Raw genomic sequence first — 14960 nt, forward strand, 5'->3', positions numbered from 1 at the left:
TGTGTGCGTGATCTTCCGAGCTGTAGCTCCGAAGATCACGCACATGGGAGCGGGACGGGAGTCCCCGGCCGGCCGTGACCTCCGCCCCTCCCCCGGCGCGCCGGGCCCGGGTCCCGTGGGCTCCCGAGCCGGCCGGGGGAGGCACGAGATGGCGGATCCGGAGCGCACCCGGGAGCACGTCCTGCCCGCGACGGTGCGGCTGACGGTCCCGCAGCCCCGCACGCCCGCGGACCTGGCCGGCGGACCGACCCGCACCCCGGTCCGCGACCTGCCGGACGACCTGCCGGACGACCTGCCGGACGACGACGTGCGCACCCAGCTCGTCGACTGCGTCGAGGCCCGCCTGCCCCTGGAGGAGCGCGTCGAGCGGCTGCGGCCCGCGGCGGACCACCTCGCCGAGCGGGCGCACACACTGCAGCGCGGGCACGGCGACCCCGACGTGCTGCGGGAGGTGCTGGCGCGCCTGCGCGCGGTCCGGGCCCGGCGGGACGAGGCCGTGCGCGCCCGGTCGCGCCTCGCCGAGCGGGAGGAGCGGCTGGAGGCGGTGCTGCGCGCGAGGTCGGCCGGGAACGGGTAGCGCGGCCGGCGAGCCGGGATCAGGAGATCGCGCCGGGCCTCACGGGGCCGTCTCCCGCAGCACGTAGCCCACACCGCGGACGGTGTGGATCACCCGCGGCTCGCCCTCCGCCTCGGTCTTGCGCCGCAGGTAGCCGACGTAGACCTCGAGGGCGTTGCCCGTGGTCGGGAAGTCGTAGCCCCAGACGTCCTCGAGGATGCGGCTGCGCGTGAGCACGCGACGCGGGTTGGCCATGAACAGCTCGAGCAGCGAGAACTCGGTGCGGGTCAGGCTGATCGGGCGCTCGCCACGGCGTACCTCGCGCGTCACGGGGTCCAGCGAGAGGTCGCCGAAGCGCAGCGGCTCGGGATCGGGGGCGCCGCCCCGGTCGTCGGGCGTGGTCCGGCGCAGCAGGGCCCGCAGCCGGGCCAGGAGCTCCTCGAGGGCGAAGGGCTTGGCCAGGTAGTCGTCGGCGCCCGCGTCGAGGCCCGCGACGCGGTCCGAGACCGCCTCACGCGCGGTGAGCACGAGCACGGGGATGTCGTCGCCCGCATTGCGCAGCCGCCGGCACACCTCGAGCCCGTCGACCCGCGGCATCATCACGTCGAGCACGAGGGCGTCGGGCCGCTGACCCTCGATGGCGTCCAGCGCCTGCTGCCCGTCGGCGGCGAGCTCGACCTGGTAGCCGTTGAACGCCAGCGAGCGGCGCAGCGAGTCGCGCACCGCCCGGTCGTCGTCCGCGACGAGGATCCGCATGGTGCCCAGTGTGGCGTCACGGCCTGAGACATCCCTGAGACGATCGCCCGGTGCTCACCCGACCGGGGCAGCCGGTGACGGCGGGGAGTGGTGCCGCGATGCCCGGTTCGTCGTGAGACCGGATCGACACCACACGACACGCAACCGGATCACTCCCCCCACGTCTCGGACGGGGAGGATGTCGGGGCAGGATCTCCCGGATCGGGGACGAGGGGGACGGTGTGGCGAGGACGGAGCGCGGCCGGACGGGGCCGGAGCGACCGTGGCGATGGCTCGATCGGGCGTGGAGGGCGCCACTCGCGGTGCTGCTGGCGCTGCTCGCCCTCGTGGGTGGCTGCAGCGCGATCCCCGGGGGCTCCGCTCCACCGCCGCCCGTCACCCTGGCCGCCTCCGTGGGCCCGGGCGCGGTCGACGTCGCGCCGGTCGAGCCCCTCGTCGTGTCCGCTGCCGGTGGCCGGCTGACCTCGGTGACCGTCACCCCGGCCGGCGGTGCCCCGCTGACGGGCACGCTCGACCCGTCGGGCACCCGCTGGACCAGCGCGACACTCGCCTACGACACCGAGTACCGCGTGCAGGCCGCCGGCGTCGACGAGCGCGGTACCCCGGGTGCCCCGCTCGACCAGACCTTCCGGACCGTCGCTCCCGAGCAGACCCTGGAGATCGAGAGCATCCGGCCCACCGACGGCCAGACCGTCGGCATCGCCATGCCGGTCTCGATCACCTTCGACGCGCCGGTCAGCGACCGGGCCGCCGTCGAGCGGCGCGTCTCGGTGACCACCTCCGTGCCCACCGAGGGCTCGTTCCGCTGGATGTCCGACGAGCAGCTGAACTGGCGACCCAAGGAGTACTGGCGGCCGGGCACGCAGGTCAGCGTCCAGGCGCGGCTGTTCGGCGTCGACGGCGGCGAGGGCCTCTACGGCGCCGAGGACCGGTCGTTCGCCTTCACCATCGGCCGCGACCAGCGGGCCCGGGGCGACGTCAACGAGCACACGCTCGTGCTCTACCAGGACGGCCAGGAGCTGCGGACCCTGCCCGCCTCGTACGGCCGTGACGTCTACCCGACGCAGTACGGCGTGCACGTCGCGTTCGAGAAGCACGAGGTCAAGAGGATGCGCTCGGACACGTGGGGCGGCCCCGGCGAGGGCCAGCCCGGCTTCTACGACGAGAACCTGCCGCTGGCGGTGCGCATCTCCAACAACGGCGAGTTCGTGCACGTCAACCCGGACACGGTGCGCCAGCAGGGCCGCAGCAACGTCTCGCACGGCTGCGTCAACCTGTCGCCGGCCAACGGACGCTTCTTCTACGACTGGGTGCAGATGGGCGACCCGGTGGAGATCGTGGGCTCCAGCCGCCCGCTGACGACCCGCGACGGGGACATCGCCGACTGGACGATCCCGTGGGAGGAGTACCGCCAGGGCTCGGCGCTGGCCTCCGCGTAGGGACCCCGCCGACGGGGAGCGAGGGTCGCCTCCGCTGCGTGGCACGCAGCCGGGGTGACCCTCGCTCCCCGTCGAGCGGGGCCCGGCAGGTCAGAACTCGGCGCGGACCAGGCCGAGCACCTCGGCGCGCCAGTCGGCGTAGGCCTTGCCGATCGCCTCGCGGTTGCCGGTCTGCACCGGGGTCGACGAGCCCTCGGGCTCGGGACCGTCGATCTTCGCGGCGATGTCCGCCCCGCTCCAGTCCGGCCCGGCGGTGCGCACGCGCAGGTGGGCCGGCGCCCGCTCGGCGCGCAGGGCGTGGGCGAGCACCCGCATCAGCGCGGTGCGGGCCTGCTGGTCGTCGGGGGCGTCGATGTCGACGTTGGTCTGCCCGCCGACCAGGATCACCGTCGCCGAGTCCGCGAGGTGGGGCAGGACGGTCTCGGCGGCGCGGAAGCGGGACAGCAGCCCCTCGGAGAGGAACTGCTCCACCCGCGAGACCAGGCTGCCGCTCCGCGGGGTCATCGCGACCGGGAGCTGCACGTAGGCGTCGAACGTCGTGTCACGCACCGCCTCGCCCAGCCGGTCGAGGGTGTCGACCACCGTCGTCTCCGCCCCCGTCGCCCGGATGGCCTCGGCCACCTCGTTCAGTCGCTCCCCGCCGCCGGTCACCAGCACGCTCGTCATGGCGCGTGACCCTAATCGGGCGGGCGGGGCTCCGGCAGGAGTGATCGATCGAGCTGACGCGGATCACGGGTCGCGTAGAGGGCCACCACCCGCGCCGCGGCCGCGGCCATCTCGTCGCGGAGCTCCGGCGGCTCGAACACCTCGACGGCCTCCGCGTACCCCAGCAGCGCGGCCCGGGCGGCGAGCAGCGAGCGGAACGGGGCGACGAGGTGCTCGCGGCCGTCGGGCGCGGTGTTCTCGGTGCGCCACGGCCCGGCGAGCACGGCGAGGGGGACGCGGCGCAGCGTCCCCGCCCACGCCGGGTCCACGAGCACCCGCACCTCGACCTCCGCGCTCGGCGCCTCCAGACGGTCCCGCAGCTCGGCCCACACCTCCGCGAGGTCCCGCTCGTCGGGCCGGCGCGCGGGCACGCCGGTGGCGGCGACCTCGCGCACCCGGCTGACCCGGTACATCTTCGGCGTCCCGCGGTGGGCGGCCACGAGGTACCAGGTGCCGGCCTTGCTGACCAGGCCGTACGGGTCGACGGTGCGCCACGTCGCCGTGGCCGCGTCCCCGGTGGCGTAGCGCAGGCGCACCCGCTCGTCGGCCACGAGCGCGGCGTCGAGGCCGGCCAGCGCGGGGAGGTCCTCGGGCGCCCGCCGCCAGCCCTGGTGCTCGACGAGCAGGCGCCGCCGCGCGCGGTCGACGCCGGGGCGCCGGGCCTCGGGCAGGGCGGCCAGCAGCTTGCGCGACGCCGAGGCGAGCGCCGGGCCCAGCACCCCGCCGTCGGCGGACGAGCCGAGCGCCACGAGGGCCCGCACCTCCTCGTCGGTCATGCCCGTGACGTCGGTGCGGTAGCCCTCGACGAGGACGACCCCGCCGCGCCGCCCGCGCTCGCAGTACACGGGCACCCCGGCCGCCGAGAGGGCCTCGACGTCGCGGTGCACGGTGCGCGTCGAGACCTCGAGCCGCCGGGCGATCTCGGGTGCGGGCAGGCGCCCGTGGGTCTGCAGGAGCAGCAGGGTGGCGAGCAGCCGGTCCGAGCGCACGCCCCGAAGGATGCCCGAGAAACACGACAACACGTGTCCCGTATGGGGGCGCACGCTCTCCTCGACCCCGATCCGAGGAGGCTCCCGATGACCGCTCCCGACCCCCGCCCGCTGCTGGCCCGCGCGCTCGACCAGGTCGGCACGCTCGTGGCCGACACCCCGCCCGACGCCCTCGACCGCCCCACGCCGTGCGACGGGTGGGACGTCCGCACGCTGCTGCGCCACCTCGTCGGCGTGCACCGCCGGGTCGGCCACGTCGGCACCGGCGGCCACTTCGCCGACGTCGACGCAGTGCCCGAGGTCGCCGACCACGACCTCGTCGCCGAGGTGCGCGCCGCGCGCGCCGAGCTCGAGCGGGTGTGGGGCCTCGACGGCGCCGACGACGCGGTGCTGGACCGCGAGCTGACGCTGCCCTGGGGCACCATGCCCGGCCGTCTCGCCGGGTTCGGCTACGTGCAGGAGCTCACCGTGCACGCGTGGGACCTGGCCGCGGCCACCGGCCGCACGGCCGCGCTCGACGACACGCTCGCCGCGGCGGTCGAGGAGGCGGCGCGCCGGATGGTGCCGGCGGAGACCCGCGGCGGCCCCGTGCCGTTCGGCCCGCCGGTGCCGGTGGCGCCCGACGCCGGGCCGTACGCCCGGCTGGTGGCCTGGCTGGGCCGCGACCCGGCGGCCGCCCGGACCGGCGAGCGGGCGCCCGCGCCGCGATGAGCCCGCTCCGTGACGTCGGCGACCCACCACCGTTCGATCCGGGCACGTACTGTCGGTGGTGGGGCGACGACGGGTGGTGCCCGGGGGACCGTCCGCTCCGCGGTCGAGACCCTCCCCGGGCGGCACCGACGACCGGGCGAGGTGGGCCGTGACGAGGTCGACGAGCGGCGAGAGCACACGCACGCCTCCGCGCGGAAGGGTCAGCCCCGCCCCGCCGCCGGACCTGGTCGCCGCCCCGGGCTACGGGGCCCGCCGGCTGTACCAGGCCTACCTCGCGGCCTGGAGCCGTCACGTCGACGCCGTGCTCACCGGCCCGCAGTTCGCCGTGCTCTCGGCCATCCGCGCCTATCCCGACGCCGACCAGACGGCCCTCGCCGGTGCGGTCGCGCTGGACACGTCGACCATGGCCGACGTCTGCCGCCGCATGGAGCGCCGCGGCCTCATCACCCGCCACGCCGCGCCGCACGACGCCCGGGCGAAGGTCCTGGAGCTCACCGAGGAGGGCGCGGCGGCCCTGGCCGAGGTGTTCCGGCGGGCCCGTCGGCTCGACGAGGCGCTGCTCGAGGGCTGTCCCGCCGAGCTGCGTCCACACCTGGCCTCCCTGTTCAACGACCTCGGGGCCCACTGGGAGGGCGTCGCCGAGCGCGACGAGCTCTGAGGGCCCGCCCGTCGGGCGAGCGCTCTCCGCCCCACGGCGCAGACACGGGGCCGTCTCTCGGTTACGGCCACATCTCGGGACCCCCGAGGGTATTGCGTCCTCGGATAGTACGTGCTCGGATTGAACTCACGCGGAAGCGAGCACGTCGCGAGGAGGTCGTCGAGATGGCGAGCCAGTCGTTCGAGGTCACCGTCGTGGGGGGAGGCCTGGGCGGGCTCTGCGCGGCGCTGTCGCTGCGCCAGCGCGGCCTGCGCGTCACCGTCGTCGAGGCCGCGCCCGAGCTCGGCGAGATCGGCGCCGGCATCCAGACCGCGCCGAACGCCAGCCGCATCCTCATCGGGTTGGGGCTGCGCCCGCAGCTCGAGGCGGTGCGCACCCAGCCCGAGGACCAGGTACGCCGCCGCTGGGCCGACGGCAGCATCATCGCCCAGCTGCCCCTCGGGCAGCGGGTGATCGACCAGTACGGCGCCCCCTACTGGCACTACCACCGCGCCGACCTGCACCGCGTCCTGCTCGACGCATGCGTCGACCCGGACCTCCCGGGCCCGCTCGTCACGCTCCACACCGGCGCCAAGGTCACCGACCTCGACCGCACCGACCCACTGCGCCCGGTCGCGGTCGCCGAGGACGGCCGTCGCTTCACCGGCGACGTGCTCGTCGGCGCGGACGGCATCCGCTCCGCCGTGCGCGACCTCGCCGGGTTCGACGACACGCTGGTCTTCTCCGGCGAGATGGCCTACCGCGCCCTCATCCCCGGCGAGCTCATCGCCGCCGACCCGGCCACCCGCTTCCTCGTCGACCGCTACCACTCGACGATCTGGTACGGCCCGGACAAGCACCTGGTGCACTACGTCATCCGCGGCGGCGAGTACCTCAACGTCGTGGCCATCGTGCCGTGCTCCGACACGATCGCGCGCGACTGGAGCGGCCCGGCCACGCCCGAGCAGCTCGCGGCCGACTTCGCCGACTGGGACGACCGCGTGCCCGCGATGCTGGCGAAGGCCAAGCCCGAGGACGTCTCCCTGTGGGCGATGTACCGGCGCCGCCGCGACCCCGTGTGGGTCGACGGCCGGGTCGCCCTGCTCGGCGACGCCTGCCACGCCATGCTCCCCTACCAGGCCCAGGGCGCCTCGCAGTCGATGGAGGACGCCGCGGTGCTGGCCGAGGAGCTGGGCCGCGTGACCCGCGACGACATCGACGGCGCCCTCGTGCGCTACGTCGACCGGCGCGCGAAGCACGCGGGCATGGTGCAGGACGCCTCGCTGCAGAACATGTCCTTCTACCACCTGCCCGACGGCCCCGAGCAGCGCGAACGCGACGAGAAGCTGCGCCGTTTCGACGGGGAATCCGACGTGTCGTACGACTGGCTCTGGAACGGCAGCCCGTTGCACGACCCCGACACCGAGTCCATCCACTACCAGTTCGCCCGCTGACGCGCGGACCGAGAAGACCCCCACCCACCCGCGACGGGAGCGAACCCATGCGCACCGGAGACCAGATCGTCCAGGACCTTCCCTGGCGCTGGGGCGTCCAAGGAAAGATCTTCCTCATCGGCGGCCTCGGCTACATGTTCGACGCCTGGGACGTCGCCCTCAACGGGTTCCTCACCCCGTTGGTGGGCACCGAGTTCGGGCTGACGCCGGCCCAGCGCGGCCTCGTCGCCACGGCCAACCTCATCGGCATGGCCGTCGGCGCCGTCGCCTGGGGCACCGTGGCCGACCGCATCGGCCGCAAGAAGGCCTTCAGCATCACGCTGCTGATCTTCGCGCTGTTCTCGGTGCTCGGGGCGGTCTCGCCGAACATCGAGTGGTTCCTGCTCCTGCGCTTCCTCGCCGGCGTCGGGCTCGGCGGCTGCATCCCCGTCGACTACGCCATCGTCAGCGAGTTCTCCCCCAAGCGGTCACGCGGCCGGGTGCTCGCGGCGATGGACGGCTGGTGGCCGATCGGCGCCACGCTGGCCGGGGTCTCCGCGACACTGCTCGTCCCCGTCACCGGCAACTGGCGCTGGATGCTCGTGCTCATGATCCTGCCCGCGCTGCTGCTGTTCTGGGTTCGCCGCGGGGTGCCCGAGTCGCCGCTCTACCTCTCCCGCAAGGGCCGTGAGACCGAGGCCCGCGCCGTCATCGACGACCTCGTCGCCCGCACCGGCGCGACCCCCGAGCCCTACGTGATCCCCGCGCCGGTCGAGGAGGACAAGCGCGGCGGCGCCTGGGCCGCCGCCGTCGACCAGCTGCGCCGCGTGTGGGCCTTCAACCCGCGGATCACCGCCGTCGCGTGGTCGCTGTTCATGTCGGTCATGCTCGTCTACTACGCCGCCCTGAGCTGGATGCCCTCGATCCTGCGCTCGCAGGGCTTCGGCCAGATCGCCGCCTTCGCCTCCACCACGCTGATGAACGCCCTGGGCATCGTCGGTGTCGCGATCTCGGTCCTCGTGGTCGACCGCTACGGCCGCAAGCGCGTCATCGCGATCTCGGGACCGCTCGCGGCGGCCACGCTGGTGGCGTTCTCGCTGCTGCTCGGTGCCCCGACGGCCGCCGTGGTCGCGATCGGCGCGTTCGGGCTCTTCGCCCTGATCGTCATCCCGGTCATGTACGCCTACGTCTCCGAGCTCTACCCGACCGAGCTGCGGGCCTCGGGCTTCGGCTGGGCCTCGTCGTCGAGCCGCGCGGTCACCGGCTTCGCCCCGCTGCTGTTCGGCAGCGTGCTCTGGCCCGTGCTCGGCCTGCCCCTGACGTTCACGCTGCTCGGGCTGCTGGTGCTCGGCGCCGTCGCCTTCATGTGGGTGGGCGCACCCGAGACCGCCGGCCGCGAGCTCGACCGGATCACCACCGACGTGCCGGACGCCTCCACCGGCACCGCCACCCCGGAGCGCGCGAGCTCCTGACGCCCGCCGCACGGCCGGGCCGGACACGCGTCCGGCCCGGCCGTCGCCGGATCCCCCACCCATCAGGGAGCGGAGAGAGATGAAGCCCGCCGCGTTCACCTACCACCGCGCGCACGGCGTGCCGGACGCGGTCGGCCTGCTCACCGACCTGACCGCGGCCGGCGAGGACCCGAAGCTCATCGCCGGCGGGCAGAGCCTCATGCCGATGATGACGTTCCGGCTGGCCCGTCCCTCGGCGCTCGTCGACCTCGGGCCTCTGCGTCGGGTGCCCTCGATGACGGCGATCAGCGAGTCCGGCGGGACGCTGAGCCTCGGCGCCCTCGTCACCCACCACGCCGTGGAGACCGCCGCCCTCTCCCCCGGCTTCGCGGTGCTCGCACGCGCCATGCGCTGGGTCGGGCACCTGCCCATCCGCAGCCGCGGCACCGTCGCCGGCAGCCTCGTGCACGGCGACGCGACCGCCGAGTGGTGCCTGCTCGCGCTGCTGCTCGACGCCGAGGTCGTCGCGGAGGGCCCGGCCGGGCGCCGCACGATCCCCGCCGGCGAGCTCTTCCACGGCTTCTACGCCACAGCCGTGGACCCCGACGAGGTCGTCGTCGAGGTGCGCTTCACCAGGCCCGCCCCGCACGCCGCCCTGACCGAGTTCGCGCGCCGCCACGGCGACTTCGCGATCGTCGACGCGGCGGTCGCGCTCGACCTCGACGAGGACGGCCGCACCAGCGGCGGGCGCGTGGTCCTCGGCGGCGTGGCGCCCGCGCCGGTCCGCGTCCCCGAGGCCGAGGAGGTGCTCGCCGCCGGGGCACCCGCCGACGACGCGCTCGCCGCCGCCGTGGCGGACGCGGCCGCCGGCGCGATCGACCCGCCCGACACCGACGACGGAGCGGGCGTCTCCGCCGCCTACCGCCGGCGCCTCACCCGCACCCTCGTCGCCGACGCCTGCCGCCAGGCGAGCGGAGCCGCCCGATGACCAGCACGCCCACCGTCCCCGCCGACGCCGACCCCGACCGCCCCGAGCGCGGCGACCACCCCGGCGACCACCCCGGCCACCACCCCCCGTCCACCGGACCCCGGTTCGACGGGCACCGCGGCCGCTGGGTCGGGGCGTCGGTGCCCCGCCACGAGGACCCGCGCCTGCTCACCGGGCGCGGCCGCTTCGTCGACGACATCGCCCTGTCCGGGATGCTGCACGCCGGGTTCGTGCGCGCCACGGTCGCGCACGCCCGCCTCACCGGGATCGACCTCACCGCGACCCGCGAGGTCGAGGGCGTCGTCGCCGCCTACGACGCGGCGGATCTCGCCCTCGGCGACATCGTCGCGATCCTGGACCGGCCCGCCGAGGAGTTCACGCCCACCGCGATGCCGATCCTCGCGAAGGACAAGGTGCGCTTCGTCGGCGAGCCGGTCGCGCTCGTCGTCGCCCGCGACCCGTACGCGGTGGAGGACGGCATCGAGGCCGCGCAGGTGTCCTACGACGTGCTCGACGCCGTCACCGGCGAGGAGTCGGCCCTGGCCTCGGACGCGCCGCGGGTGCACGACGAGGCACCGGACAACGTGCTGCTCGACGTCTCGATGTTCGACACCCCGGGCGTGGACGAGGCGTTCGCCGACGCCGCCGTCACCGTCGACGTCGTCACGCGCAGCGGCCGCCAGAACGCGCTGCCGCTGGAGACCCGCGGCGTCGTCGCGGCGTGGGACGCGCGCGACGACCAGCTGCACGTCGCGACCACGACGCAGGTCCCCCACCAGGTCCGCACGGTGCTCGCACGCTGTCTGGACGTCCCGGAGCGCACGGTGCGGGTGACCGTGCCGGACATGGGCGGTGGGTTCGGGCAGAAGTGCGTGGTCGGCCGCGAGGAGATCGCCGCCGCGGCCGCCGCGAAGCGGCTCGACCGGCCGGTGAAGTGGATCGAGGACCGCCGCGAGGCCCTGACCGCGGGCTTCCTCGCCCGCGAGCAGCGCTACCGCACCCGCGCCGCCTTCGACGCCGACGGGCAGATCACCGCGCTCGACGTCGACATCGTCTGCGACATGGGCGCCTACTCCTGCTACCCCTTCACCGCCGGCATCGAGCCGCTGATGGCGTCCGCGGAGATGCCCAGCGTCTACCGGGTGCCGGCCTACCGGGTCCGGGGCCGGGCGCTGACCAGCAACAAGGCGCCCACCGCGCCCTACCGCGGGGTGAGCCGCCCGCAGTACGTGGTGGCCATCGAGCGCGTCATGGAGCGCGCCGCGCGCGAGCTGGGCCTGGACCCGGTCGAGGTGCGCCGCCGCAACGTCATCACGCAGTTCCCCTACACCGGGGTCAACGGGGTCACCTACGACCCCGGGACCTACCGCGAGTCGCTCGACCTCGCCGAGGCGACGATGCGCGACGAGGGCTGGTACGAGGAGCGCGACCGCGCGGCGGCGCAGGGTCGGCACCTCGGCATCGGCTACTGCTGCTTCTCCGAGCGCACGGGCTACGGCTCCGAGGCCTTCGCGAAGCGCAGGATGACCGTCGTCCCCGGGTTCGACATCTCCGAGATCCGGATGGACACCAGCGGCGCGGTGGTCGTCACCAGCGGCACGATGAACCACGGGCAGTCGCACGAGACGACGTTCGCGCAGATCGTCGCCGACCGGCTCGGCATCGACGTCGGCCTCGTCAAGCTGCGCCAGGGCGACACCGAGCGCATCTCCTACGGCTGGGGCACGTTCGCGTCGCGGTCGGTGACGATCGGGGGCTCGGCGGTGGCGCTGGCCTCCGAGCGGCTGGGCGAGCTGCTCTGCCGCATCGCCGCGCACCTGCTGGAGACCCGCCCGGAGAACGTCGCCCTCGACGGCGACGGCGGCGTGGTGCAGCTCGACGACCCGACCCGGCGGCTGTCGTTCACCGACATCGCCGACGTCGCCCACCTGCGCGCGCACCTGCTGCCCAAGGACGTCGACCCGACCCTCACCGCCACGGCGAGCTTCGACGTCCCCGGCGACGGGACCTTCTCCAACGCCACCCACGCCGTGGTGGTCGAGGCCGACCCGGGCACCGGGCAGGTCCGGATCCTGCGCTACGCGTGCGTCGAGGACTGCGGGGTCGTGGTCCACCCGCAGGTCGTCGACGGGCAGTGCCGCGGCGGGATCGCCCAGGGCATCGCCGGCGCGCTGTTCGAGGAGGTCACCTACGACAGCCACGGCGAGCCGTCGGCGGCGTCGTTCATCGACTACCTCGTGCCGACCGCGTCGGAGATCCCCGACGTGTCGATCGCACACCTCGAGACGCCGTGCGCGTTCACCGCCAACGGCGCGAAGGGCGCCGGCGAGGGCGGCACGATCGGCGCGCCGGCCGCCGTCCTCAACGCCGTCAACGACGCCCTGCGCGACACCGGCGTCGAGCTCGACTCCACGCCGATCCATCCGTGGACGGTGCTGGCCGCACTGGAGGGCACACCGTGACCGACCCCCACCTGCTGTCCCTGACCGTCAACGGCGCCGAGCACGAGGTCGTGGTCGAGCCCCGGCGCACGCTCGCCGACGTCCTGCGCCACGACCTGCGCCTCACCGGCACCCACGTCGGCTGCGAGCACGGCGTCTGCGGCGCCTGCACCGTGCTCCTCGACGACGCCCCGGTGCGCGCGTGCCTGGTGTTCGCCGTGCAGGCCGAGGGCAGCGAGGTGCGCACGGTGGAGTCGCTCGCCGGCCCCGACGGCGGGCTGTCCGATCTCCAGCAGGCGTTCACCGACCACCACGCCCTGCAGTGCGGGTTCTGCACGCCGGGGTTCCTGTTGCTCGCCGAGGGCGTGCTGGCCGAGCAGCCGGACGCCTCGCGCGAGGAGGTGCGCGAGGCGCTCTCGGCGAACCTGTGCCGCTGCACCGGCTACCAGACCATCGTCGACGCCGTGTGCGCGACGGCTCGTGCTCGACAGGAGGCGCGATGATCCTCGACAACCACCTCGACGTCCCCGCCGACCCGGACGCCGTGTTCGCGCTGCTGGGCGACGTCGAGCGCGTCGCCGGCTGCCTGCCCGGTGCCGTGCTCGAGGGCCGTGACGGCTCCGACGGCAAGGCCTACCGCGGCCGCGTGAAGGTCAAGGTGGGGCCGATCAGCGCCGCCTACGCCGGGACGCTGCGGTTCACCGAGATCATCCCCGAGCAGCGGACGATGCGGATGTCGGCGCGCGCGTCGGACGCCCACGGCGCCGGCGACGCCGAGGCCGACGTCCTGCTGTCGGTCCTCGAGTCCGAGGGCGGCGCGCGCCTCGACCTGCGCACCGACCTGCTGATCCGCGGCAAGATCGCGCAGTTCGGCAAGGGCGCGATCACCACGGTCTCGAGCCGCCTGCTCGACCAGTTCGCCCGCAACCTCGCCGGCGAGCTCTCGAGCGCACCCGACCCCGCGAGCAACGGCACGGCGGCCGGCGGCTCGGCGGGGGATGGCACCTCCGGTGCCGGCAATACGGCTCTGCCGGCGGATTCCACACAGCACGCCGATAGGGCCAGGAACTCCGCATCCTCGCCGAGCGCCACGCCGGCCCCCGCGCCGTCCGCCCGGTCCGCGCCCGCCGACGACGCCCTCGACGGGTTGGCGATGCTGCTACCCCCGAACGCCGGGCGCTGGGCCGCGCTCGCGGCCGTCGCCGGCGTGGGACTGTTCCAGGGCTGGCTGCTCGGCCGGCTGCAGGGCCAGAAGATGCTGATCGAGGAGCTGCGACGCCATGCCCGACGCTGACGGTCTGCACGGCGCCGACACCGACGCCGTCCTCGCGCGCGCGGGCTTCGGCGCCGCCGTCCCCCGCGGCCCCCGCCCGGCGCTGGTCGTCGTCGACCTCACGCGCGGCTTCACCGAGCCCGCCTCCCCCTCCGGGTCGGACCTCACCGCCGAGGTGGCCGCGACGAACCGTCTCGTCGCCGCCGCACGCGCCGGCGGCGTCCCGGTGATCTGGACCGTCATCAGCTACACCCCCGCCGAGGCCGACGGCGACGCGATCGCCTGGCTCCGCAAGGCCCCGGGCATGCGCGCGCTGCGCGCGGGCAGCGACGCCGTCGCCCTCGATCCGCGCCTGCACCCGCGCGACGAGGACCACCTGATCGTCAAGAAGGGCGCCTCGGCGTTCCACGGCTCGGCCTTGACGGCACTGCTGACCGGCCTGCACGTGGACACCGCCGTCGTCTGCGGCGCCACGACGTCCGGGTGCGTGCGCGCGACGGCCGTCGACGCCGTGCAGTCCGGCTTCGACACGCTCGTCGTCGCCGACGCCTGCGGCGACCGCGCCCGGGGCCCGCACGACGCCGCGCTGTACGACCTGCAGGCGAAGTACGCCGACGTCGTCGCCCTGGACGACGCGGTGCCCTACCTCGACGACCCCTTCCGGAAGGCCGACCGGTGACCGAACCCGCACAGCAGCGCGTCCTGACCCAGCCGGCGCTGGCCGACCTCGCCGACGTCCCCGCGACCAGCCGGTGGGTGCGCTCCCGGGGGCCGCGCCTGCACCTGCTGGACTACGGCCCGCCCGGACGCCCGCCGATGCTGGTGGTCCCGGGGATCACCAGCCCCGCGATCACGATGGACTTCGTGGTGCGCGGGCTGACCGACCTCGTGCACCCGGTCGTCCTCGACGTCCGCGGCCGCGGGCTGTCGGACGGTGGGGACGCCTACGACCTCGCCACCTACGCCGGTGACGTCGAGGCCGTCGTCCGGGGACTGCGCCTGGAGGAGCCGATCCTGCTCGGGCACTCGATGGGCGCGCGCATCGTGGCGCAGGTGGCCGCCGATCGTCGGGTGCCCGTCGGCGGCACCGTCCTCGTCGACCCGCCGATGAGCGGCCCCGGACGCGGCCCGTACCCGACCTCGCTCGAGGCCTTCCTCGGCCAGCTCGACCAGGCCCGTCGCGGCACCGACGCCGACGAGGTGGCCGCGTCCTGGCCCCGCTGGCCCCGTCGCGAGCAGGAGCTGCGCGCCCGCTGGCTGGGCTCCTGCTCCCGCGACGCGATCGTCGCGACGCACGCCGGCTTCGAGTCCGAGGACTTCTTCGCCGCCTGGCCGTCGGTCCCCGCTCCGACCGTGCTGATCCACGGCGGGGACAGCCCGGTGGTCACCGCCGCAGGCGCGGAGGAGGCGGCCAAGGCCAACCCGGCGGCCTCGGTCGTCGAGGTCCCCGGCACCGGCCACATGGTCTTCTGGGACGACCCGGCGGCCGCCCTCGGGGCCACCCGCGACGTCCTGCGCACGATGTCCTGACGCCGCGACGAGCGTGACCGCTCCGGGTGCTCCGCCGACCTCACCACACAC

Annotated in this window: 15 protein-coding genes; 12 read left to right on the forward strand and 3 right to left on the reverse strand. The window is 75.0% G+C overall.

All coding sequences use genetic code 11. The features are described 5' to 3' along the window. Nucleotides 1–148 precede the first annotated feature (148 nt). Nucleotides 149–577, forward strand: coding sequence for a hypothetical protein (locus tag C8D89_RS04255; RefSeq protein ID WP_116706722.1), 429 nt, complete (start codon nucleotides 149–151; stop codon nucleotides 575–577). 39 nt (nucleotides 578–616) lie between these two features. On the opposite strand, the gene C8D89_RS04260 is transcribed toward C8D89_RS04255, so the two are convergent. Further along, nucleotides 617–1312: a response regulator transcription factor gene (locus tag C8D89_RS04260; protein ID WP_116706723.1), complete on the reverse strand. Its 696-nt coding sequence runs from the start codon at nucleotides 1310–1312 to the stop codon at nucleotides 617–619. A 302-nt stretch (nucleotides 1313–1614) separates the two neighbouring features. Between C8D89_RS04260 and C8D89_RS04265 the strand changes: the two genes are divergently transcribed. Next, nucleotides 1615–2751: a L,D-transpeptidase gene (locus tag C8D89_RS04265; protein ID WP_116706724.1), complete on the forward strand. Its 1137-nt coding sequence runs from the start codon at nucleotides 1615–1617 to the stop codon at nucleotides 2749–2751. Nucleotides 2752–2841: 90 nt separating this feature from the next. Here the strand turns inward: C8D89_RS04265 and C8D89_RS04270 are convergent, their stop codons facing one another. Continuing rightward, a complete protein-coding gene (locus tag C8D89_RS04270) occupies nucleotides 2842–3417 on the reverse strand; it encodes a hypothetical protein (RefSeq protein WP_133251811.1) in 576 nt (191 codons plus the stop codon). An 11-nt stretch (nucleotides 3418–3428) separates the two neighbouring features. Then, nucleotides 3429–4445 carry a helix-turn-helix transcriptional regulator gene (locus C8D89_RS04275; protein WP_116706726.1) on the reverse strand — a complete coding sequence of 339 codons (1017 nt, stop codon included), beginning with the start codon at nucleotides 4443–4445 and terminating at the stop codon, nucleotides 3429–3431. An 87-nt stretch (nucleotides 4446–4532) separates the two neighbouring features. Here C8D89_RS04275 and C8D89_RS04280 point away from each other — a divergent pair, with 87 nt between their 5' ends. The 10 genes from C8D89_RS04280 (at nucleotide 4533) to C8D89_RS04325 (ending at nucleotide 14909) form a co-directional block, all read left to right on the forward strand. Then, complete coding sequence (locus C8D89_RS04280; protein ID WP_116706727.1) at nucleotides 4533–5156, forward strand: TIGR03086 family metal-binding protein; 624 nt, start codon at nucleotides 4533–4535, stop codon at nucleotides 5154–5156. 223 nt (nucleotides 5157–5379) lie between these two features. Continuing rightward, nucleotides 5380–5814, forward strand: coding sequence for a MarR family winged helix-turn-helix transcriptional regulator (locus tag C8D89_RS04285; protein ID WP_423716673.1), 435 nt, complete (start codon nucleotides 5380–5382; stop codon nucleotides 5812–5814). Between the two features lie 164 nt (nucleotides 5815–5978). Then, on the forward strand, nucleotides 5979–7247 hold the full coding sequence (locus C8D89_RS04290; protein WP_116706728.1) for an FAD-dependent monooxygenase: 1269 nt from the start codon (nucleotides 5979–5981) through the stop codon (nucleotides 7245–7247). Nucleotides 7248–7294: 47 nt separating this feature from the next. Further along, the gene (locus tag C8D89_RS04295) at nucleotides 7295–8698 is read left to right on the forward strand and encodes an MFS transporter (protein ID WP_116706729.1); all 1404 of its coding nucleotides are present in this window, start codon (nucleotides 7295–7297) and stop codon (nucleotides 8696–8698) included. A gap of 79 nt (nucleotides 8699–8777) precedes the next feature. Further along, a complete protein-coding gene (locus C8D89_RS04300) occupies nucleotides 8778–9665 on the forward strand; it encodes an FAD binding domain-containing protein (RefSeq protein WP_116706730.1) in 888 nt (295 codons plus the stop codon). Next, nucleotides 9662–12127, forward strand: coding sequence for a xanthine dehydrogenase family protein molybdopterin-binding subunit (locus C8D89_RS04305; RefSeq protein WP_116706731.1), 2466 nt, complete (start codon nucleotides 9662–9664; stop codon nucleotides 12125–12127). Before C8D89_RS04300 ends, C8D89_RS04305 begins: the two co-directional genes overlap by 4 nt. Further along, on the forward strand, nucleotides 12124–12609 hold the full coding sequence (locus tag C8D89_RS04310) for a (2Fe-2S)-binding protein (protein ID WP_116706732.1): 486 nt from the start codon (nucleotides 12124–12126) through the stop codon (nucleotides 12607–12609). Before C8D89_RS04305 ends, C8D89_RS04310 begins: the two co-directional genes overlap by 4 nt. Continuing rightward, the gene (locus C8D89_RS30935; RefSeq protein WP_116706952.1) at nucleotides 12606–13400 is read left to right on the forward strand and encodes an SRPBCC family protein; all 795 of its coding nucleotides are present in this window, start codon (nucleotides 12606–12608) and stop codon (nucleotides 13398–13400) included. The genes C8D89_RS04310 and C8D89_RS30935 overlap by 4 nt, the downstream gene beginning before the upstream one ends. Further along, complete coding sequence (locus tag C8D89_RS04320) at nucleotides 13387–14058, forward strand: isochorismatase family protein (RefSeq protein ID WP_116706733.1); 672 nt, start codon at nucleotides 13387–13389, stop codon at nucleotides 14056–14058. Before C8D89_RS30935 ends, C8D89_RS04320 begins: the two co-directional genes overlap by 14 nt. Next, nucleotides 14055–14909, forward strand: coding sequence for an alpha/beta fold hydrolase (locus C8D89_RS04325; protein ID WP_116706734.1), 855 nt, complete (start codon nucleotides 14055–14057; stop codon nucleotides 14907–14909). The genes C8D89_RS04320 and C8D89_RS04325 overlap by 4 nt, the downstream gene beginning before the upstream one ends. The last annotated feature ends 51 nt before the right edge of the window (nucleotides 14910–14960 follow it).

The sequence above is a fragment of the Actinomycetospora cinnamomea genome (assembly GCF_003096675.1).
Taxonomy (GTDB): domain Bacteria; phylum Actinomycetota; class Actinomycetes; order Mycobacteriales; family Pseudonocardiaceae; genus Actinomycetospora; species Actinomycetospora cinnamomea.

Excerpts from the sequence above, each read along its gene's own strand:
- C8D89_RS04255 (WP_116706722.1), top strand. The coding sequence starts at position 149 with ATGGCGGATCCGGAGCGCACCCGGGAGCACGTCCTGCCCGCGACGGTG.
- C8D89_RS04260 (WP_116706723.1), bottom strand. The coding sequence starts at position 1,312 with ATGCGGATCCTCGTCGCGGACGACGACCGGGCGGTGCGCGACTCGCTG.
- C8D89_RS04270 (WP_133251811.1), bottom strand. The coding sequence starts at position 3,417 with ATGACGAGCGTGCTGGTGACCGGCGGCGGGGAGCGACTGAACGAGGTG.
- C8D89_RS04280 (WP_116706727.1), top strand. The coding sequence starts at position 4,533 with ATGACCGCTCCCGACCCCCGCCCGCTGCTGGCCCGCGCGCTCGACCAG.
- C8D89_RS04290 (WP_116706728.1), top strand. The coding sequence starts at position 5,979 with ATGGCGAGCCAGTCGTTCGAGGTCACCGTCGTGGGGGGAGGCCTGGGC.
- C8D89_RS04295 (WP_116706729.1), top strand. The coding sequence starts at position 7,295 with ATGCGCACCGGAGACCAGATCGTCCAGGACCTTCCCTGGCGCTGGGGC.
- C8D89_RS04300 (WP_116706730.1), top strand. The coding sequence starts at position 8,778 with ATGAAGCCCGCCGCGTTCACCTACCACCGCGCGCACGGCGTGCCGGAC.
- C8D89_RS04305 (WP_116706731.1), top strand. The coding sequence starts at position 9,662 with ATGACCAGCACGCCCACCGTCCCCGCCGACGCCGACCCCGACCGCCCC.
- C8D89_RS30935 (WP_116706952.1), top strand. The coding sequence starts at position 12,606 with ATGATCCTCGACAACCACCTCGACGTCCCCGCCGACCCGGACGCCGTG.
- C8D89_RS04320 (WP_116706733.1), top strand. The coding sequence starts at position 13,387 with ATGCCCGACGCTGACGGTCTGCACGGCGCCGACACCGACGCCGTCCTC.